Below are 19,128 nucleotides of genomic sequence, written 5' to 3'. Positions count from 1 at the left end.
CTTATTGCATACTCAAATAAAGGTAGCCAGCCGAGCTCTGCTCTTTACTATCAGAATCAACATATTTTATGATGTAATAATAAGTTCCTGTTGGCAATCCTGCACTTTGTTTTACAACTGCTCTACCATTAGAATAACCATTAAACGCATTGGCTGTATTATCATATCCGTTTGTATGGAAAACTATTACTCCCCAACGATTATAAATCTCAACCGTATTTTGAGGATAGCATTCGATTCCATCGATTTTAAAAATATCATTTTTACTATCTCCATTTGGTGATAATGCATTATGTGGAATTACTTTGCAACCGTTTATATCGAGAACCGTTGGATCATCACCTGTTGGAGAAGAACCATCAGACAAATCTGAAACATCTTTTCCTGTTGGATCTACAGGAGTTGGAGGTCCCGTTGCTTCTGCTAAAGCTTGATTTACCACTTTCCCTTTAGCGATATCAGTTGTGGTAATGGTATAATTCGCTCTGTAAAGCCATTTTTCGTGTAAATCCAAACTTCCGTTACCATCAAGATCTCCTGTACTATTTGCTACATTGGCAGGATCTAAAGAAGGAGTCGTTAATCCTGGCATTGGATCGTTTACTCTAACATTCGTCAATACTGTATTTCCGATATTAGTAACTGTAAATAAATAACTAATTACATCGCCAACTTTTGCATTATTAAGATCTCCGCTAAAAGAAGCTATTTCTTTTACAATTGCAATTTTTGGGTTATTTGGCAATGGTATCACAGTACAATCAGGACAAGTTGGGTCATAATATGGATCTCCAGGTGTAGACGGATTAGTCGGATCTTTAGAAGTATCATTAACCGTCGTACCATCAGGATCGTCTACTGTAGGTGGCGTATTCCCTTGACCAAGTGCGCTATTGTAAATTACACCATTTTGAATATCAATTTGTGTGATAGTGTATGTCACTTGGGCATTTCCAGTTTGTCCAGGATCAAGTGTGCTCGGCACCATTGCAAGGTTTACTACTCCAATATACGAATCGTTTATTTTTACATTCTCCAATCTAATATTTCCTGTATTTTTCACACTAAATGTATATGTAACTGTTTCTCCTGCTTCTGGAAAACCATCTCCATTTGTGTCATTGGCTGCCGTAAATGCACCATCTTTAAGTACCTCAATTGAAGGTATCGGTACAATTGGCGTTACAGTTACGCTATCTTGATCGTTCTCGCTAGGATCATTATTATTGGGAGTTGAATTTGGATCAAAATTATTTGAAGTAATTATCTGAGCCACATTTTTATATTCATCTACAATCCCAACAGAAGCATTAATTTTAACAATGTAAGTAAGCTGAGCAGAAGCACCAGATGCTAAATTTAAAACTGGCCATGTAATTGTATTTCCTGCAAATAGACCTCCGTTGTTTGCACTGATGAAAGTATAGCCGGATGGAAGCAAATCATTTGCACTTACTCCTGTTGCGTCATCAGGCCCAAAGTTTGTTACTGTTATTGTAAAATCAATTTGATCTCCTACATAAGGAGAAAGATTACTCGCAGTTTTAGTCAAAGCAATATCAGAACATAAGATAACATTAATATCCACTTTAAGGGCATTTCCTATAGTATTTTCACAAACTGCATTATTCTGAACCGTAACATAATACGATGTATTTGCTGTTAAAGAAGGGGTAACAAAGACTGCTCCTGTATAAAGTAATACGGATAAATTAGGATCTTGATACCAATTGAATATCGGATTATTAAGCGCACTTGAGGCAGTAATTGTTGATGTACCGCCAGTACAAACTGTTGCGTTCGATATATCAACTGCAATATCTGAAGCCAACCCTAAAGAATTTACCGTTACCGTCACCGCTTTTCTCGTGTTCGGAAGATTTTCGCAAACTCCGTCACCGCTTACGCTAACGTAATAAGTTGTCGTAACTGTTGGCGAAGGGCTGTATGATGCTCCCGTGCTTAAGATTGTCGCTGTGGTCTGATCGGCATACCATCTAAAAACTGGAGTAGTGACGGTCGCAGACGAAGCCGTCAAAGAGGCTGAAGAACCCGTACATATTGTCGCATCTGCTACAATTATGTCTGAGGCCAGCCCTAAAGAATTTACCGTTACCGTCACCGCTTTTCTCGTGTTCGGAAGGTTTTCGCAGACCCCGTCTCCGCTTACGCTAACGTAATAAGTTGTAGTTGCTGTTGGCGAAGGGCTGTATGATGCTCCCGTGCTCAATGCTGTCATTGTAGTCTGATCCGCATACCATCTAAAAACTGGCGTATTGACGGTCGCAGACGAGGCCGTCAAAGCAACTGAAGAGCCTGAACAGATCGTCGCATCAGCCGCTGTTATGTCAGAGGCCAGCCCTAAAGAATTTACCGTTACAGTCACTGCTTTTCTCGTGTTCTGAAGGTTTTCGCAGATCCCGTCACCGCTAACACTAACGTAATAGGTTGTAGTTGCTGTTGGCGAAGGGCTGTATGAAGCCCCAGTGCTTAAAGCTGTAGTTGTTGTCTGATCCGCATACCATCTAAAAACTGGAGTAGCGACAGTTGCAGACGAAGCCGTCAAGGAGGCTGAAGAACCCGAACAGATTGTCTCGTCTGCCGCAGTTATATCTGAAGCCGATCCCAGAGAATTTACCGTTACAGTTACCGCTTTTCTGGTGTTCGGAAGGTTTTCGCAAACCCCGTCACCGCTAACGCTAACGTAATAGGTTGTAGTTGCTGTTGGCGAAGGGCTGTATGAAGCTCCAGTGCTTAAGACTGTTGTAGTTGTCTGATCGGCATACCATCTAAAAATCGGAGTAGCGACTGTTGCAGACGAAGCTGTCAAAGAAGCTGAAGAACCCGAACAGATTGTGGAATCAGACGCTGTTATGTCTGAAGCCAATCCCAGAGAATTTACTGTGACCGTGACCGCTTTTCTCGTGTTTGGAAGATTTTCGCAAACCCCGTCACCGCTTACGCTAACGTAATAGACAGTTGTCACTGTTGGAGACGGACTGTAGGAAGCTCCCGTGCTTAATGCTGTCGCTGTAGTCTGATCGGCATACCATCTAAAAACTGGAGTAGTGACTGTTGCAGACGAAGCCGACAGAGAGGCTGAATAGCCCGAACAGATTGTGGAATCAGACGCTGTTATGTCTGAAGCCAATCCCAGAGAATTTACCGTTACGGTTACCGCTTTTCTGGTGTTCGGAACGTTTTCGCAAACCCCATCTCCGCTTACGCTAAGATAATAGGAAGTTGTCACTGTTGGCGAAGGGCTGTATGATGCTCCCGTGCTTAAGACTGTTGTAGTTGTCTGATCGGCGTACCATCTAAAAACTGGAGTAGTGACTGTTGCAGACGAAGCCGACAGAGAGGCTGAAGAGCCTGAACAGATCATCGCGTCTGCGGCTGTTATGTCTGAGGCCAATCCCAGAGAGTTTACCGTTACCGTTACCGCTTTTCTCGTGTTTGGAAGATTTTCGCAAACCCCATCTCCGCTTACGCTAAGATAATAGGAAGTTGTCACTGTTGGCGAAGGGCTGTATGATGCTCCCGTGCTTAAGACTGTTGTAGTTGTCTGATCGGCGTACCATCTAAAAACTGGAGTAGCGACGGTTGCAGACGAAGCTGTCAAAGAAGCAGAAGAACCCGAACAGATTGTCGCATCGGCAGCAGTTATGTCTGAGGCCAATCCCAGAGAGTTTACCGTTACCGTTACCGCTTTTCTCGTGTTTGGAAGATTTTCGCAAACCTCGTCACCGCTTACGCTAAGATAATAGGAAGTTGTCACTGTTGGCGAAGGGCTGTATGAAGCTCCCGTGCTTAAGACTGTTGTAGTTGTCTGATCGGCATACCATCTAAAAACTGGCGTAGTGACTGTTGCAGACGAAGCCGTCAAAGAAGCTGAAGAGCCTGAACAGATTGTGACATCAGCCGCAGTTATGTCTGAGGCCAATCCCAGAGAATTTACCGTTACCGTTACTGCTTTTCTTGTATTAATAGCATTATCACAAATATTAGTACCTCTAACACTAACATAATAAGTTGTCGTAACTGTTGGTGTAGGGTCGTAATAATCTCCAACGAAAAGAGGATTCGTTGAAGTTTGGCTTTCATACCAAATAAATACAGGACTATCAATTGCAGATGTGGCAATTAGTAGTGCCGCATCACCTATACAAATTGTCTGATGTGTAGTGTTAATATCTGCCGCAGTTGCCAACGGATTCATAGAAATTGTTACTGCTTTTCTAGTATTTGGAGCATTCTCGCAAACTCCAGTTCCGCTTACACTAACATAATAAGTTGTCGTAACTGTTGGAGACGGACTGTATGAAGCTCCTGTACTTAAGGCTATTGTAGTTGTCTGATCGGCATACCATCTGAATATAGGTGATGTAACCGTAGCTGAAGAAGCAGTAAGAGCAACTGTTTGTCCAGGGCAGGTAATAGCATCTAATGCTGTAATATCTGACGCCTGCCCTAGCGGATTTACATTAGCTGTAACCGCTTTTCTAAAATTTGGAAGATTCTCACACATTCCTGTTCCACTTACACTCACATAATAAGTTGTAGTGGTTATTGGTGAAACATTATACGAAGGCCCTGTATTAAGAACAGTTGTGGAGGTCTGATCGGCATACCATCTAAAGACGGGACTTACTACATTAGACGACGAAGCTGTCAGTGAAACTGATGAACCATTACAAATTGTTCGATCATTCGCGGTTAAATCCAATTGTGTAGCTAGAGGAGTTACATTGACGACTACCGCTTTTCTAGTGTTAATGACATTTTCACAAACTCCATCTCCGCTTACACTAACATAATAAGTCGTTGTAGCTATTGGAGACGGATTATACGAAACTCCAGTACTTAAAACAGCCGTTGACGTCTGACTCGCATACCATCTAAAAACTGGATTTGTTACCGTAGATGAAGAGGCTGTTAATGACGCAGTAGATCCCAAACAAATTATAGCGTCAGCAGCAGTTATATCAGAAGCGATTCCTAATGCATTCACTGTTACCAAAATTGGTTTTCTTGTATTGGGATCATTTTCACATGTTGCATCTCCTTTAACACTTACGTAGTAAGTTGTGGTTACTGTTGGAGAAACATTATATGATGCTCCATTATTAAGAATAGTAGAAGTTGTTTGATCTGCATACCAAGTAAATACAGGATTTATTACGGTAGCAGAACTTACACTTAGTGTAGCATTATCCCCAGGACAAATTTCTGTATCAGCTCCCGTAATATCGGCAGCTGTTGCAGGTGCATTAACATTAACCGTTACTGTTCTAGTTGTCGATGCAGATGGACAACCACTAGAGCCATTTACAGTATAAGTAATTATAGTACTTCCGGTAGCATTGCCTGTTATTACACCATTTACATCAACAGAAGCAATACCTGCATCATCTGTTGTCCAAACTCCACCCGAATCTCCATCAGTAGTAAACGTTGTTGTTTCTCCGACGCAGACATTTTGATTACCCGACAAAGTTCCCGGATTAGATTCTATAATGGTTACGCTTATTGTTGAAGGAATTACAGAACAGCTTCCTGTTTGTACTATCGTATAATTTATGAGGGTTGTACCACGTGAAACCCCTGTTACGACACCATTTACATCTACTGTAGCAATAGCTAAATCATCGCTTTCCCATATACCTCCAGGAGCTCCATCTGAACTAAAGGCAGATGTTCCTCCAACACAAATATTTTGATTTCCAGTTAAAGTACCAGAATCAGGAGCATCTTCAATTGTTATTGCTCGAGTTGATGATAAGTCTGAACATCCTCCTGTTCCAGCTACCGTATAAGTTATAGTTGCTACACCTGGCATTAAACCTGTAACAACTCCACTAGCATTAACAGTTGCTATTGTTGGATCACTACTTGACCATATTCCACCGACATCTCCATTTGTAACATAATTGGTGGAAGTCCCTTGACATATGTTTTGAAAACCTAATAAAGTTCCAGGATTTGGTGGAGCCGCTATTGCTAAAGTGACCGGTGTCCTAACAGCACTGGTACAGCTACCGTTGTTTCCTTGAGCATAATAAGTAACTGTTCCTACTGTACTTAAAACAGGAGATGCAACAATGTTTCCAGCTAAAGCGAGCATCATACCAAACAACAGATTGACCAGCCGGAACACTAGCCGTTGCCGTTAATGTTGTTGGAAAACATCCTTCAGTTACCGTTGTAGTATTAGTAGGTATACTTGCAGCCGTTAAAGTAATCAAAGCACTATTTGAAATATTTCCTTGAGCATCTCTTCCTAAATAAGCAATTGGGGTCGGATTTATTACGCTAGCAGATTCTGGTTCAAAACTTATCAATCCAACAGAGTTTGCTTTCCATACACCTTCTCCTGGGATAGTTATTCCAACAATATCACCAAACCCATCTATAATAAGATTAGTTCCAGTACCAGGATTAACAAAACCAACTGTTTCAGGAACAATTGTACTACCTGAAGTATCATTTGCAAGAACATTAATAAATCCCGAAGAAGTTCCAACATTAAAACATGCAAAATCAGGTGTTGTAGCAGGAATACCAATTGCATAATCTTCTACCTCACCATTCATAAAAGAACTCCCAGAATCTGACGTTGTTATTGCTTCTGTTGTCACTCTAACTCTAAGATAAGTTTGTGCATGACCACCTGTATTGGTTAAAGCAACATTATTCCAAGTAAGATTAACACTTCCTGATAAAGTACCGGCAGGAGATGTAGCTGTCGTTCCTTCAGATGCTTGAAAAACACCATCATTATTCCAATCAATCCAAGCTACATAGTTCGCGGGCAGTCCAGTATTATTATTAAAGTTTGCCGCAACTGTATAACTACTTATATTTTGTCCATTATTTGTCAATGGTGGAATTACTTGAACTCCATCATCATCAATAGAAGTATCGGCCAGAACAGAAGGAAGTCCGTCTGGTTCAGCAAAATTAGTGTTACCTAATGAAAGAGTTCCAACAACTCCATGTGAAGCTCCATCAGATGCCAAAAGCGTTTTATAACTATCTGGCGCATCTCCAAAATCAGAACTAATTGTGATTACAATTGGACTTAACCCCGATGCTTGTACATTGGCCTGAGCAGTGACGCTCCAAATACCAGTCATTAGGAAAAAATCTGTAACATGAGTAGTAGATAACGGAGGGGTAAATAAAACTTGATGATTTAAATCGTCTGGTGTTCCAGACCCTCCGTTTGGTGTTTGTCTTCGAATGGTTATTGTGCTAGGAAGATTTGCACCCGCTATTGTTCCTAGTGAATTATTAATTAAAGTTCTCCAACTATGGCTTGCTCCTATATTAATAGTTTGATTTACAAGCTGTGTATTTCCTCCACTAACAGCATTAGCATAAGGCACAAAAGTATTTCCATTATAACCAAAAAAGGTTACCCATTCAGCATTTCCATTTGGAGTTCCATGAACCCCATCAATATCCAAAGCGAGAAAATTTATACTTTCAACAGGTCGGTCAAAATAAATTCTAAATCCAATACTAGCAGAACAATTATTTGCCATTCCATTATCTGCATTCAACGTATTTGCCATTTGTATTTTTGTAAAATTAGTTGGTGTTTTATCTCCAACATAGGCAGGAAGTGTATTTCCTGTAAACAATCCTCCAATATCTGGTCCAGCAGTTCCTGAGCCAGAAGGACCAGTAGAATGTGTCGCTCCACCAGTCGTTATAAGTTCTGCTTTTACAATAGTCCCATCAGGCAATCTTTTACCGTTTGGCATTGAGCTTAAAATATCGGCAATAGAAAAACTATAATTTGTTTGCGCTGATGCACTTGTCAACAAAAGCAAAGTAATAAGTACCAAAATGATTTTAATTTTATTTTTCATTATCCATAAATTTTAATGATAATAATATTTCTATTTTATGATAGTCTTTAGTCATCACAAAGCTGTAATAATAAATTCGCTTCGTCTGTTGGCTTGATGTTCTTCTTCGGTACATTTTACACCGTCAGCGCATTTATTAACCAATTGGTTTTCTCCGTATCCTTTTCCAGTCAATCGGTTTGGAGCAATTCCATTTTTAACCAACCATTGAATCGTCGATTTAGCTCTTCTGTCAGATAAAGCTTCGTTATACTGATGTGAAGCCCTACTATCTGTATGCGAACGAACATCTATTTTCATATTAGGATAATCGTTCATAACAGCCAGTATTTTTTCGAGATCTAATGCTGCCTCTCTTCTGATGTTCGACTTGTCTAAATCGAAATAAATCATCTTGATGCCAAAGCATTTTCCTAAATCATCGCCTACAGTAACCTTACATGTTGATTTTTCCAATTGGATTGGAAGAGTAGTTTTTCCGCTTTCTGTTCCAATCGTGACAGTTAGTTCTTTTGTGCTATATTCTGGTTTCTCTGCTCTTACAAAATACATCTTCCCACATTCGACAGAAAAAGTGTATTTGCCAGATGCATCAGAAATTGCGGAACTTTTGAGTGACATATCGCTACCAAATAATGAGACCTTAGTATCTGAAAGAACTACTCCTGTTTCGGCATCTGTAATAATCCCTTCAAGTTCCTGAATACACTTTAATCTTTTGGTTTCTAAAAATTTATAAATATCATCAGATCCCTGCCCTCCTTCTTTGTTGGAAGAGAAAAAACCTCTTCTTGTTTCGGGATCAATAATATAAGCGAAGTCATCTTTTGGAGAATTGACATCTGATCCCACGTTCTGGATATTGCTTATTTTTCCGTTATTGTCAATGTTAGCAACAAAAACATCTAAACCTCCAAGTCCTGGATGCCCGTCTGAAGCAAAATAAATTTCATTTTCAGAAGTTAGATACGGAAAAGTCTCCTTCCCTTCTGTATTAATTGTATTTCCGAGATTTTCTGGCGCACCATAACCTCCATTTGGATTTATGCTGACTTTATACAAATCAGACTGCCCAATAGATCCTGGCATATCAGAAGCAAAATACAGTGTTTTTTCGTCTGGACTCAAAGCAGGATGTGCCGTACTGTAATTATCACTATTGAACGGAAGTTCTGCGATATTGATCCATTTATTATCTTTTCCAAGTTCCGCTTTGTAAAGTTTTATTAAAGTGGTTTTATTATCATCTTTACCTTTTTTTCCGTTGATGTAATTATTTCTGGTAAAATAAACCGTCTTGCCATCTCTAGTAAAAAGTGGTGAAGCCTCATGAAATTTAGTATTAATGGCCGATTTAAATTTATTTACTTTTGATGCGCCTCCTGTAGAAGGATCGAGATCGGCATTATAAATATTCGTAAAATATTCTCCTGTCCACGTGTGTTTTCGCTTTACAAAATTTCCTGTATCTCGCGCAGAAGCAAAATAAAGTTTATTGTTATAAACAAATGAACCATAATCAGAGTATTTACTGTTAACTCCTGCATCCTCTATTTTATATCTTCCCGAATTTGCTTTTATCTGATCCAAGTAGTTCAGATTTTCTTTATAGAGCTTTCCTCTGCTGTCATTTTTTGATTTAGCATTAAACTCATCCAAAAATTTATTAGCCTCGGTAATTTGTCCTATAGATTTTAGACATTGTGCATATCGATAATAATATTCTGGTTCAACACTTGTGTTCATTGCAAATAGCTCTTTATACCATTTTGCGGCGTTCTCAAACTCTGAGTTAAAGTAATAGGCATTACCTAGTTTTTTAAACATATCTTCAGATTTGTAGCCTTTATTAGCAACTTTTTCAAACGTTTTTATGGCATCGATATAAGCGTAATTGTCATATTTCTTGTCTCCAGAATTGACTTTTGCCTGTTGTGCATAACTGCTAAACGAAAAAGAAGTAATACTTATAAGTAGTAGTATAGATTTTTTCATGATGCCCTATTTTTAGAAGAAACGAGGAGTTGTAATTCTACTTTTGTTTGAGAAGAATTCATAGCGCAGAAAGATTTCATGTGAGCCTGAATTGTAGTTTCTTAATCTGGTTGTTTCATTATCATATCCATAACCAATATATAATCCGTCGGTAATCTGAAATCCTGCCATTGCGCTTATCGCGGCATCCCATCGATAAGCAACTCCCAGAGTGAGTTTTTCAAAGAATAAAAAATTGGCAGAAACATCTACTTGAAGCGGCGCACCTTCAACCATTTTAGTCAAAAGCGCAGGTTTAAATTTTACTTCTTGAGAAAAATCAAAAACATAACCACCAATCAAATAATAATTGATTTTGTCTTTATAAATCGCGACATCATTATCATCATAGCGGTTGGTTTGAATAAAATTTGGAACAGAAAATCCGATATAAGCCTTATTAGAATGCCAATAAATTCGGCTCCAACATTAGGCGAAAAATCATTATCCAGATTTTGAAATTGTGGATCTCCAGCTGTTTCTGGATTTAGTTTGGTAACATCTAGATTAAAAAAATCTGCTGTACCTTTTATACCAAAAGAGAGTTTCCAAGTTTCTGAAGTTGGTATTGTATAAGAAAGATCAACAGAAAATTGATTCTCTGTTGTAGGACCGATTTTATCATTTACTAAAGACACACCAAGACCAATATTACTATTATTAATCGGGGTGTTTACAGAAACACTATTAGTCTTAGGAGCACCATCTAACCCAACCCATTGATCCCGATGCAAAGCAAAAATGCTTAAAACACCTCGAGAACCAGCATACGCAGGATTTATGTTTATTGTGTTGTACATGTATTGCGTATACTGCGCATCTTGCTGTGCATAACCAATACAATAACCTAGTAGAACGATACAAAGAAGTAGTTTTTTACTCATTTTCTAATTTTTTAAATATTTAACTTATGGACATGACAAGTCGGTTATAAGAACTTTTGCTCCTTAACTTCTTCGCATGGATAATAGAATTTCGAGATTAGCAGATACTGTAAAATCAAGTATCTCAAATCTTAACGACTGTAAATAATTAAACTTAAGAGTATAGAAATCTGGTAGAAAAATTTAAAGCGTAATGCTTTAATTAAATGGCTGTTAAATGGTCTGGCTGATAAAGATTCAAAGTCTGAATCGTAGAAAATACCGAATGACTAAAAAAACAGATTTAGGAAGGAAAAAATTGCATTATAATTTGAAAAAAATATCACAATTTTATTTGTTTAATGGCATAGACCAAAATAAAAATAAAAGCAGAAATCTGCTTTTTAGACCTAATTTATTGATCAGATAAATATGGTCTTTTCATTCTCATACATTTCTTTTAAAATGAGAATTTGTTACTACTAGCTTCTAAATTCTATATTCGTTTTTAAATTAATTTCAGAAGCACACAACAATCTAATTTCTTACATGTTAAAATACACAATAGTATTAAACATCTTACAAAAATATACAAAATATATTGATATACAGTATTTTAACATTATTTTTTTATTAAATAAAACTATTTAATTTCCTACAAAACTATAAACACTATTCAATTGAGAGGTTTCAAAACAGGTATTTTATGTTTCATTTTATAAAATGAAACAATATTTAACGAAAATTAGTACATATTCTAGCATTATTTAACCGTTTGATTTTCAATAGTTTCCAAAACCACTTTCAAAGCAATATTCAAACCGGACTACTCAGAATATAAAAAGTGGTACATTTTGATGATACAGCAAAACGATACTTTTGACTAAAAATCATAAAGCATTAAAATAAAAAATGAACAAGGAAATAAGAAATGACTGGAGCAAAGAAGAAATTCAAGCCATCTATGATAAGCCTTTGCTTGAGTTAGTTTATCAGGCGAGCAACTGTACATCGCAATTGGCATAAACCTTCAGAAATACAAGTTTGCACGTTACTTTCTGTAAAAACAGGTGGCTGTCCAGAAGATTGTTCCTATTGCGGACAAGCAGCACGTTATCATACCGATATAAAAGTTCAGGCTCTTTTGCCAACAGAAACTGTTCTTGAACACGCACAAAAAGCAAAAGATGGAGGTTCTTCCCGTTTTTGTATGGCTGCGGCTTGGCGCGAAGTACGAGATAACAAAGATTTTGATCGTGTTATTGAAATGGTAAAAGGCGTTAATGATCTCGGATTGGAAGTTTGCTGTACACTAGGAATGCTTACCGAAGAGCAAGCTATTAGACTTCAAGAAGCAGGTTTGTATGCTTATAATCATAATTTAGATACTTCTGAAAGTTACTATGATGAAATTATTAGCACACGTAAATTTGATCAGCGTCTTGATACTATAAATAATGTTAGAAAAGCGGGTATTACGGTTTGTTCTGGCGGAATTATTGGTTTGGGAGAAACTCCCGCCGATCGTGTTTCTATGTTAGCAACTTTAGCTACAATGCCTACTCATCCAGAATCTGTTCCTGTAAACGCACTGGCAAGAGTAAAAGGAACACCATTAGAAAATAATCCGAAAGTACCTCTTTGGGATATGGTTCGAATGATTGCCACAGCGCGTATTACTATGCCAGCATCTGTTGTACGTTTAAGTGCAGGAAGAATTGAAATGACAGAAGAAGAGCAAGCTTGGTGTTTTATGGCTGGTGCCAATTCTATTTTTACTGGAGAACGCGAAACTTTACTAGTAACACCAAACCCAGGACTATCAGAAGATATGCAAATGTTTCAAAATCTTGGACTTAAACCTTTAACTAAAGAAAGAAAAAGTAGCTGTTCTGTGGTTTAAAAGATATTTTTGAAACTATAAAACACTTAAAAACATAAAAAACTGCGCAACTCTAAAAATGTTTGAGGATGCGCAGTTTTTTTTCAATTTGGATCTCTTGGCAAAGCGGGGCATATTTCAGAAAATAATTAAATATATTTGAAAAGCGTTATTGCAAGCAGAAATTCAGATAATGGAAATATTAAATATACAAACGGCACAACTTAACATACGACACCTTAAAATATCAGATCTATCTGATTTTCATATCTATCGGTCTAATCCAGAAGTTACAAAATATCAAGGTTTTGATGTTATGACAATTGAAGAGGCTGAAGAATTTATTAAAGAAAACGCAACAAAACATTTTGGCAAAGCTGGAGAATGGGTACAATACGGAATTGAAAATACTAAAACCAAACAACTCATTGGCGACTGTGCAATTAAACTTGATCAATACGATACAAGAATTGCCGAAATCGGAATAACAATTTCGCACCTTGAGCAAAAAAAAGGTTTTGCAAAAGAGGTTTTTGTTGGCATTCTGGATTTTCTATTTGACACCAAACAAATACATCGAGTTGTTGAAATTGTAGATGCTGAAAATATTGCTTCGATTAACCTATTGAAAAGTATCGGTTTTAGACAAGAAGGGCACTTTATTGAGAATATTTTCTTTAAAGGAAAATGGGGAAGCGAATTTCAGTATGCAATGCTAAAACGGGAATGGGACAAGAGAAAATTGTAATAAGGAACTCTTTTACTCATTTCAAATCTTTATTGATAATTTTACAATAAAGGAAAAAAAAGCAAAAACATGTATAAAAAAGCCCTCCAACCATTAATTGACAATTCTACTGTTATTCTAATTATGGGCACTATGGCTGGCGAACAGTCTATTGCCAAACAGCAATATTACGCCAACAAAGGAAATCTTTTTTGGAAAATTATGTTTGCTATTTTTGAAGAAGAATTTAGCGATTTGTACGAAGATCGAAAAGCTCTATTAACAAAATATAAAATTGGTCTTTGGAATGTTTTGCAAAGCTGTAAAAGAGAAGGAAGCAGTGATGCCTGCAATTACCGAAGAAACGATAAACGATTTTGAAAGTCTGCACAAACAATATCCTAATATAAAACATGTCTTTTTTGAAAGTAAAGCCGCTACAAAGTATTTTCAGAAACATACTATTGCACAAAAAGGAATTACCTATGTAACTCTCCCTTCTACCAGCGGATTAAATGCTGGCCTTACAAGAGCAGAAAAAATGGCCGAATGGAGAGCCGTATCTCAAATAGCACTTTCTAAAAAAGAAAAAAAATAATTACCTATTTCTCATAATATAAAACAGTATTTCTTCTTCTAGTTCTCTTGATAAATTTTCGAACTTCATTCTGCGTCGGTGATTTTTATCGCTTTTATCCCTGTAAAGCTCCGTTTTGGCGGTACTTATACAATAAGCATCACAAATAACCTTAAATTTCTCATCGAGTATATACAACTCTTTCATAGAATCGAAGTACGCGAGCAAACTTAACATTATATAATTCGTCAGGGATAGCGGCCATAGGTTGGGTCATATTTAAATTAATACTGAATTTTACCTTAAAAGTTCAAACAATTAATTTTAAGTATTCTACATTTTAATTTACTTCTCTATTCGTACATCTTGTATCGAAAAGATATTTAAAATTATAATGAAAAAGCTTAATCTTTCTATCTGAACCTCTATAAATGGTTTCAGATTATAATCTGAAACCAGAAATAGTAAAATGAACCCACAGCCGTTAAAATGCAACAAGGTAAAATCAGGTATTTTTTACATCATAAACATAAATTTGCACTTCATCATCACTAGCTAGAATTCTACGATCTGCAGCGCATTGTTGCCCAATATCGGTTTTAAAAGACTCCATCATTGCATCTAAAGATTCAAAATATAAATTAGCCACAAGAAATACATCAGAATGTCCAGTCAATGATATGACGGGTTCTTTGCTAACTTCATATTTTATTATTCCAGGAAGTTTTTTTGCCAACGGAATATGAACCTCATAATAATGTTTTTCAAAAAAAGAAATGTCTTTTGGTGTTTTATAAATAACAGTCATTTTTGCCATAATAGTTTTTTGTTTAATACGTTAGAAAATTATCTAACGTAAATTTAAAAGCAACTACAGACTTTTCTAATATGCAAAATAGACATTCTTACTGGTATATTTGGACATCAACTTTTAGTATCTTTATACAAAAAAGATAATGAAACAGCTTACCATAATAGTTCCCGAAGGAGATAATAATCTTTCTAGTATATCTGGTGCGTACGAAATCTTTACCAAAGCAAATGCTTTTGCTAAAATGAACGGCGGAACAGAATTGTTTCAAATCAAACTGGCGGGAATTTCTGAAAAAATAGAATTTAATGGCGGTATTTTTACTGTAAAGCCCCATGTCTATATTTCCCAGATTGCTAAAACCGATCTTATTATAATTCCTTCATTAAACCACAATTACAATCTTGCCCTTCAGCATAATGACCAACTTGTGCAGTGGTTGCAAAAACAATATCAAAAAGGTGCAGAAATTGCAACGATTTGTACAGGAGCATTTATGCTTGCTGCATCGGGACTTCTTGACGGAAAAAATTGTTCGACACATTGGTCTGTTAGAGAAAATTTCTCTAGAATGTTTCCGCAAATAAATCTGAGAGTTGATGAATTAATTACAGATGAAAATGGAATATATACGAATGGCGGAGCATACTCTTTTCTTAACCTAATGATTTATCTTATCGAAAAATATTACGGTAGAGCAACCGCAGTTTATTGTGCCAAAGTGTTTCAGATTGAAATGAATAGAAAATCTCAATCACAATTTATTATTTTCTCAGGACAAAAGAAACATGAAGACGAAATGGTACTTGGTGCACAATCTTATATCGAAAATAATTTGGGCGAAAAATTATCAATGAGCGATCTTTCGATTAAGTTTAATGTCAGCAGAAGAAATTTTGATAGACGATTTATAAAAGCCACTGGAAATACTCCTAGCGAATATCTGCAAAGAGTAAAAATTGAAGCCGCTAAAAAAGCTTTTGAAACAGATCGTAAAACAGTAAATGAAGTAATGTACGAAGTGGGCTACTCTGATATTAAAGCTTTTCGAGATGCATTTAAAAAAATCACTGGAATTCCTCCAATCGAATACAAAAAGAAATATCATAAAGGAGTCGCATAAACTAGATTTAAAAAGCAGAAAAGCAAAATCAGCATTTATAAAAAAATCGGAGTTTAAATAGAACTCCGATTTTTTATCTTTCTAATGCATTGCTAACTCTTTCTTCTAATCATTCGTTATTTAGTTTTAATGCATATTCGTTAATTATCTTTTGTGTACTTAAATCTCGATCGTAAACAGAATACCAACCTTGATATTCGTGAGGAGGATCTCCCACTAAATCATCGCCCAGTTTCCAAATGCTTCTATTAGATTTAGGTCTTCCCTCGCCTCCCCAAGCCCAAAAATTTACTCCCGAAACTTGTGGTATAGTTTGACTTAAAGCATAAATCTTTTCGAAAATAAAAGTATAATATTGATCTCTTACTTCAACTGATGAGTTGGCATCATAGCTATTTTCATCTCTTGAAATTCCAAATTCCTCTAAGACAAGAGGTTTATTTAATTTCTGAGCTGTTTTTACATGTTCATCGATATATTTTTCTGCTTTTTCTAATGCCATCGGATACGTTTCTTTCACTTTAAGCGGATCAAACCAACCCCAATTCTGAACCCAAAGATGAAATGTACAGTAATCAATATTTTTGCTTTGGTGATCAATTTCGAAATTGGTTCCGTTTTCAGGAGAGGGTGTATTTCCCTCAGAACCAATAGAAACCAAATGTTTAGGATCTAATTTCTTAATAAATCCTGCTGTATCATCAATCCATTTTCTGTAAGCCTCGATATTATTGCTTCCTTCTGGTTCGTTGGCCAATTGCCAAGCCATAATAGTTGGGTCTTTTTTGTATGGTATTTTAGTAACCGAATTTACTCGTGTAACTACTTTCTGGATATGATTCTCAAACCATTTTTGAGCCGTTTTATCACTATAAAAACGAGCAGAATAGTGCTGATATTTTCTCCAATCGCCATTTTCTGCTGGTGGCGGATATGGAATTGCTTCATTTTGATTTGCCCAAGAAACATATTGCGCAAAACCGCCAGACCAAGGCCAAAAATTATTCAGGCAAACAACTGCTGTCATGTTTCTTTTCTTCATTTCAGCTAATAGCAAATCAAGCCCTTTCCAAAGTTCTTCATTATAACTTCCAGGTTCTTTTTGCATTGTTGGCTGAACAGTCCAGGGAGTTTCAAGATTACCTTCTGAAGCTGCAATAATGCGAAGATTTTTAACTCCCAAATTGTTCAAACGATCCAATTCGCGAACCAACCTTGCTTTATCTGAAACAGCCAAATTCATTCCGTACCAAAAATTGGTTCCTAGATAATGATACGGTTTTCCATCCTTAACCAATTTTCCATTTTGCACCTTGACAAAATCCTGAGCTTGTAAATTCAGCTGTGATAAAGCCAAAAACAATAGATATAGTATTTTTTTCATCTTTTTATTGCACTTCAAATGATACTTTTTCTCCAGTTACGCTACTGCTTCCTACCCACAAATCGAATTTTCCTGCCTCTACTTTCTTTTTCATATCAATTCCATAAAAAACAAGATCACTAATTTTTAAATCAACCTTTACATTTTTGCTTTCGCCAGCTTTCAATTCAACCCTTTTAAAAGCTTTTAATTCTTTAACTGGCAATGCAATAGATCCTGCAATATCTCTCATATAAAGTTGTACAACTTCAGCACCATCATAATTACCAGTATTTTTTAATGAAAAGGAAATTTCAATTGTCTCATCCTGTTTCAAAACTGATTTTGCAAGTGTTGTTTTTCCATATTCAAATGTGGTATAAGAAAGCCCGAATCCGAATGCAAATAAAGGTTCGTTCCCACTATCTAAATAATAAGATTTATTTCCCAAAGATGTTTGAGAAGCTTCAATAGGAATGTTTTCTACATTTAATTCACTTCCGTTTGCAGGACGACCCGTTTTTAAATGACTATAATACATCGGAATCTGTCCTACATTTTTAGGAAACGTAATGGGTAATTTTGCCGAAGGATTTGCTTTCCCAAATAATAAATTTACAAGTGCTGGTCCGCCCATCGTTCCTGGATGCCACGCATATAAAACAGCATTAGATCCTTTAACTTCTTTTTCTATTGTTAAAGGCCTTCCCGCTAGAACAACAGTAATTATTGGCGTTTTTGTTTTAGCTAAAGTTGCTAAAAGTTGCGATTGCACGCCTTGCAAATTCAGATTAGAAAGGCTATGTGCTTCACCAGAAAGAATCGATTCTTCGCCTACAAATAGTAACACAACATCTGCTTCTTTTGCTATTTTTCTAGCTTTATAGAATTCAGTAGAATCTTTGTCTCTTGAATATTTTAAAATTGGTTCATACAGAATCTTTATATTTTTTCCGTATTGATCTTTTAAAGCTTGAAGAGGCGTTACGCTATGATTTTTATCTCCATCAAAAACCCAAGTTCCTAATTGATCGTGAGGCGCATCTGCCAACGGACCAAAAACAGCTATCGTTTTAGGATTTTTAAGCGGTAAAATTTGTGCTTCATTCTTTAATAAAACTACCGATTCTTCTGCCGTTTTTTGAGCCGTTTCTAAATGTTCTTTTTTATAAAAAACAGCTTCAGTATTTCCTTTTACATAAGGATTTTCAAAAAGTCCTAGTTTAAATTTTATTCTTAAAATATTACGAACAGCATCATTTATAGTTTCTATATTAATTTTCTTTTCCTTCAAAAGAGATTCAACAAAAGCAACATATGTACCGCTAACCATTTCCATATCTACTCCTGCATTTATAGCTTTTTGAGTCGCTTCTTTGTTATCCGTGCAAAAACCATGATCGACCATTTCTGTAATCGATGCCCAGTCAGAAACTACAAAACCTTTAAAATTCCATTCTTTTCGGAGCATTTGTTTTAAAAGAAACTCATTTCCAGAAGAAGGAATTCCGTCATTAGCATTAAAAGCGGTCATAATTGTAGCCAGATCGGCTTTTTTAACGGCTTCTTCAAACGGGACTAAATAAGTATTTCTAAATTGCCTTTCAGTTATATTAGTCGTATTATAATCACGTCCTCCTTCTGCTGCTCCATATCCAGCAAAATGTTTGGCACAAGCTGCAATCGAAGTTGGATCCGACAAATTTTTTCCTTGAAAACCTTTAACCATAGCAACTCCCATAACCGAAGTTAAATAAGGATCTTCTCCACAGCTTTCTGCAATTCTTCCCCATCGAGGATCTCTCGCAATATCAATCATAGGAGCAAATGTCCAACGAATTCCAGTTTCTGATGCTTCTATTGCGAGCAAT

The 19,128-nt window shown here is 36.4% G+C and carries 10 protein-coding genes and 2 pseudogenes; 5 read left to right on the top strand and 7 right to left on the bottom strand.

Features of this window, described 5'->3' with window-relative positions:
• Position 1: 1 nt before the first annotated feature.
• The 4 genes and pseudogenes from P5P87_RS02560 to P5P87_RS02545 all read right to left on the bottom strand — a co-directional run bounded on the left by P5P87_RS02560 (position 2) and on the right by P5P87_RS02545 (position 10,795).
• A complete protein-coding gene (locus P5P87_RS02560; protein ID WP_278021452.1) occupies positions 2–6,127 on the bottom strand; it encodes an Ig-like domain-containing protein in 6,126 nt (2,041 codons plus the stop codon).
• Positions 6,036–7,877, bottom strand: a complete 1,842-nt coding sequence (locus tag P5P87_RS02555; RefSeq protein WP_278021451.1) for a GEVED domain-containing protein — start codon at positions 7,875–7,877, stop codon at positions 6,036–6,038. Before P5P87_RS02555 ends, P5P87_RS02560 begins: the two co-directional genes overlap by 92 nt.
• Positions 7,878–7,931: 54 nt before the next feature.
• Positions 7,932–9,872, bottom strand: a complete 1,941-nt coding sequence (locus P5P87_RS02550; protein ID WP_278021450.1) for an OmpA family protein — start codon at positions 9,870–9,872, stop codon at positions 7,932–7,934.
• Positions 9,873–9,884: 12 nt separating this feature from the next.
• Positions 9,885–10,795, bottom strand: a pseudogene (locus P5P87_RS02545) (PorP/SprF family type IX secretion system membrane protein).
• An 891-nt stretch (positions 10,796–11,686) separates the two neighbouring features.
• Here P5P87_RS02545 and bioB point away from each other — a divergent pair.
• From bioB to P5P87_RS02525, 4 genes and pseudogenes are all read left to right on the top strand, one after another.
• Positions 11,687–12,677: pseudogene (gene bioB, locus P5P87_RS02540) on the top strand (biotin synthase BioB).
• Positions 12,678–12,849: 172 nt separating this feature from the next.
• Positions 12,850–13,404: a GNAT family N-acetyltransferase gene (locus tag P5P87_RS02535; protein WP_278021449.1), complete on the top strand. Its 555-nt coding sequence runs from the start codon at positions 12,850–12,852 to the stop codon at positions 13,402–13,404.
• A gap of 69 nt (positions 13,405–13,473) precedes the next feature.
• Entirely contained in the window at positions 13,474–13,764 is a 291-nt protein-coding gene (locus P5P87_RS02530; protein ID WP_278021448.1) for a DNA-deoxyinosine glycosylase, read from the top strand.
• A complete protein-coding gene (locus P5P87_RS02525) occupies positions 13,727–13,981 on the top strand; it encodes a uracil-DNA glycosylase family protein (protein ID WP_278021447.1) in 255 nt (84 codons plus the stop codon). The genes P5P87_RS02530 and P5P87_RS02525 overlap by 38 nt, the downstream gene beginning before the upstream one ends.
• Before the next feature lie 484 nt (positions 13,982–14,465).
• Here P5P87_RS02525 and P5P87_RS02520 read toward each other — a convergent pair whose 3' ends face one another.
• Complete coding sequence (locus P5P87_RS02520; RefSeq protein WP_278021446.1) at positions 14,466–14,777, bottom strand: EthD family reductase; 312 nt, start codon at positions 14,775–14,777, stop codon at positions 14,466–14,468.
• A 139-nt stretch (positions 14,778–14,916) separates the two neighbouring features.
• Here P5P87_RS02520 and P5P87_RS02515 point away from each other — a divergent pair, with 139 nt between their 5' ends.
• Positions 14,917–15,894, top strand: coding sequence for a GlxA family transcriptional regulator (locus P5P87_RS02515; RefSeq protein ID WP_278021445.1), 978 nt, complete (start codon positions 14,917–14,919; stop codon positions 15,892–15,894).
• A gap of 109 nt (positions 15,895–16,003) precedes the next feature.
• On the opposite strand, the gene P5P87_RS02510 is transcribed toward P5P87_RS02515, so the two are convergent.
• Entirely contained in the window at positions 16,004–17,278 is a 1,275-nt protein-coding gene (locus P5P87_RS02510; RefSeq protein WP_198858505.1) for a glycoside hydrolase 5 family protein, read from the bottom strand.
• Positions 17,279–17,282: 4 nt separating this feature from the next.
• Positions 17,283–19,127: a glycoside hydrolase family 3 N-terminal domain-containing protein gene (locus P5P87_RS02505; RefSeq protein ID WP_278021444.1), complete on the bottom strand. Its 1,845-nt coding sequence runs from the start codon at positions 19,125–19,127 to the stop codon at positions 17,283–17,285.
• Position 19,128 lies beyond the last annotated feature (1 nt).

It is taken from the genome of Flavobacterium ginsengisoli, assembly GCF_029625315.1.
Lineage (GTDB): Bacteria > Bacteroidota > Bacteroidia > Flavobacteriales > Flavobacteriaceae > Flavobacterium > Flavobacterium ginsengisoli.
This window is presented reverse-complemented; position numbering and strand designations above follow the sequence as displayed.

What these genes read in the sequence shown, in the direction of transcription:
- P5P87_RS02560 (WP_278021452.1), bottom strand. Translation starts at nt 6,127, where the DNA reads ATGATGCTCGCTTTAGCTGGAAACATTGTTGCATCTCCTGTTTTAAGT.
- P5P87_RS02555 (WP_278021451.1), bottom strand. Translation starts at nt 7,877, where the DNA reads ATGAAAAATAAAATTAAAATCATTTTGGTACTTATTACTTTGCTTTTG.
- P5P87_RS02550 (WP_278021450.1), bottom strand. Translation starts at nt 9,872, where the DNA reads ATGAAAAAATCTATACTACTACTTATAAGTATTACTTCTTTTTCGTTT.
- P5P87_RS02535 (WP_278021449.1), top strand. Translation starts at nt 12,850, where the DNA reads ATGGAAATATTAAATATACAAACGGCACAACTTAACATACGACACCTT.
- P5P87_RS02530 (WP_278021448.1), top strand. Translation starts at nt 13,474, where the DNA reads ATGTATAAAAAAGCCCTCCAACCATTAATTGACAATTCTACTGTTATT.
- P5P87_RS02525 (WP_278021447.1), top strand. Translation starts at nt 13,727, where the DNA reads ATGCCTGCAATTACCGAAGAAACGATAAACGATTTTGAAAGTCTGCAC.
- P5P87_RS02520 (WP_278021446.1), bottom strand. Translation starts at nt 14,777, where the DNA reads ATGGCAAAAATGACTGTTATTTATAAAACACCAAAAGACATTTCTTTT.
- P5P87_RS02515 (WP_278021445.1), top strand. Translation starts at nt 14,917, where the DNA reads ATGAAACAGCTTACCATAATAGTTCCCGAAGGAGATAATAATCTTTCT.
- P5P87_RS02510 (WP_198858505.1), bottom strand. Translation starts at nt 17,278, where the DNA reads ATGAAAAAAATACTATATCTATTGTTTTTGGCTTTATCACAGCTGAAT.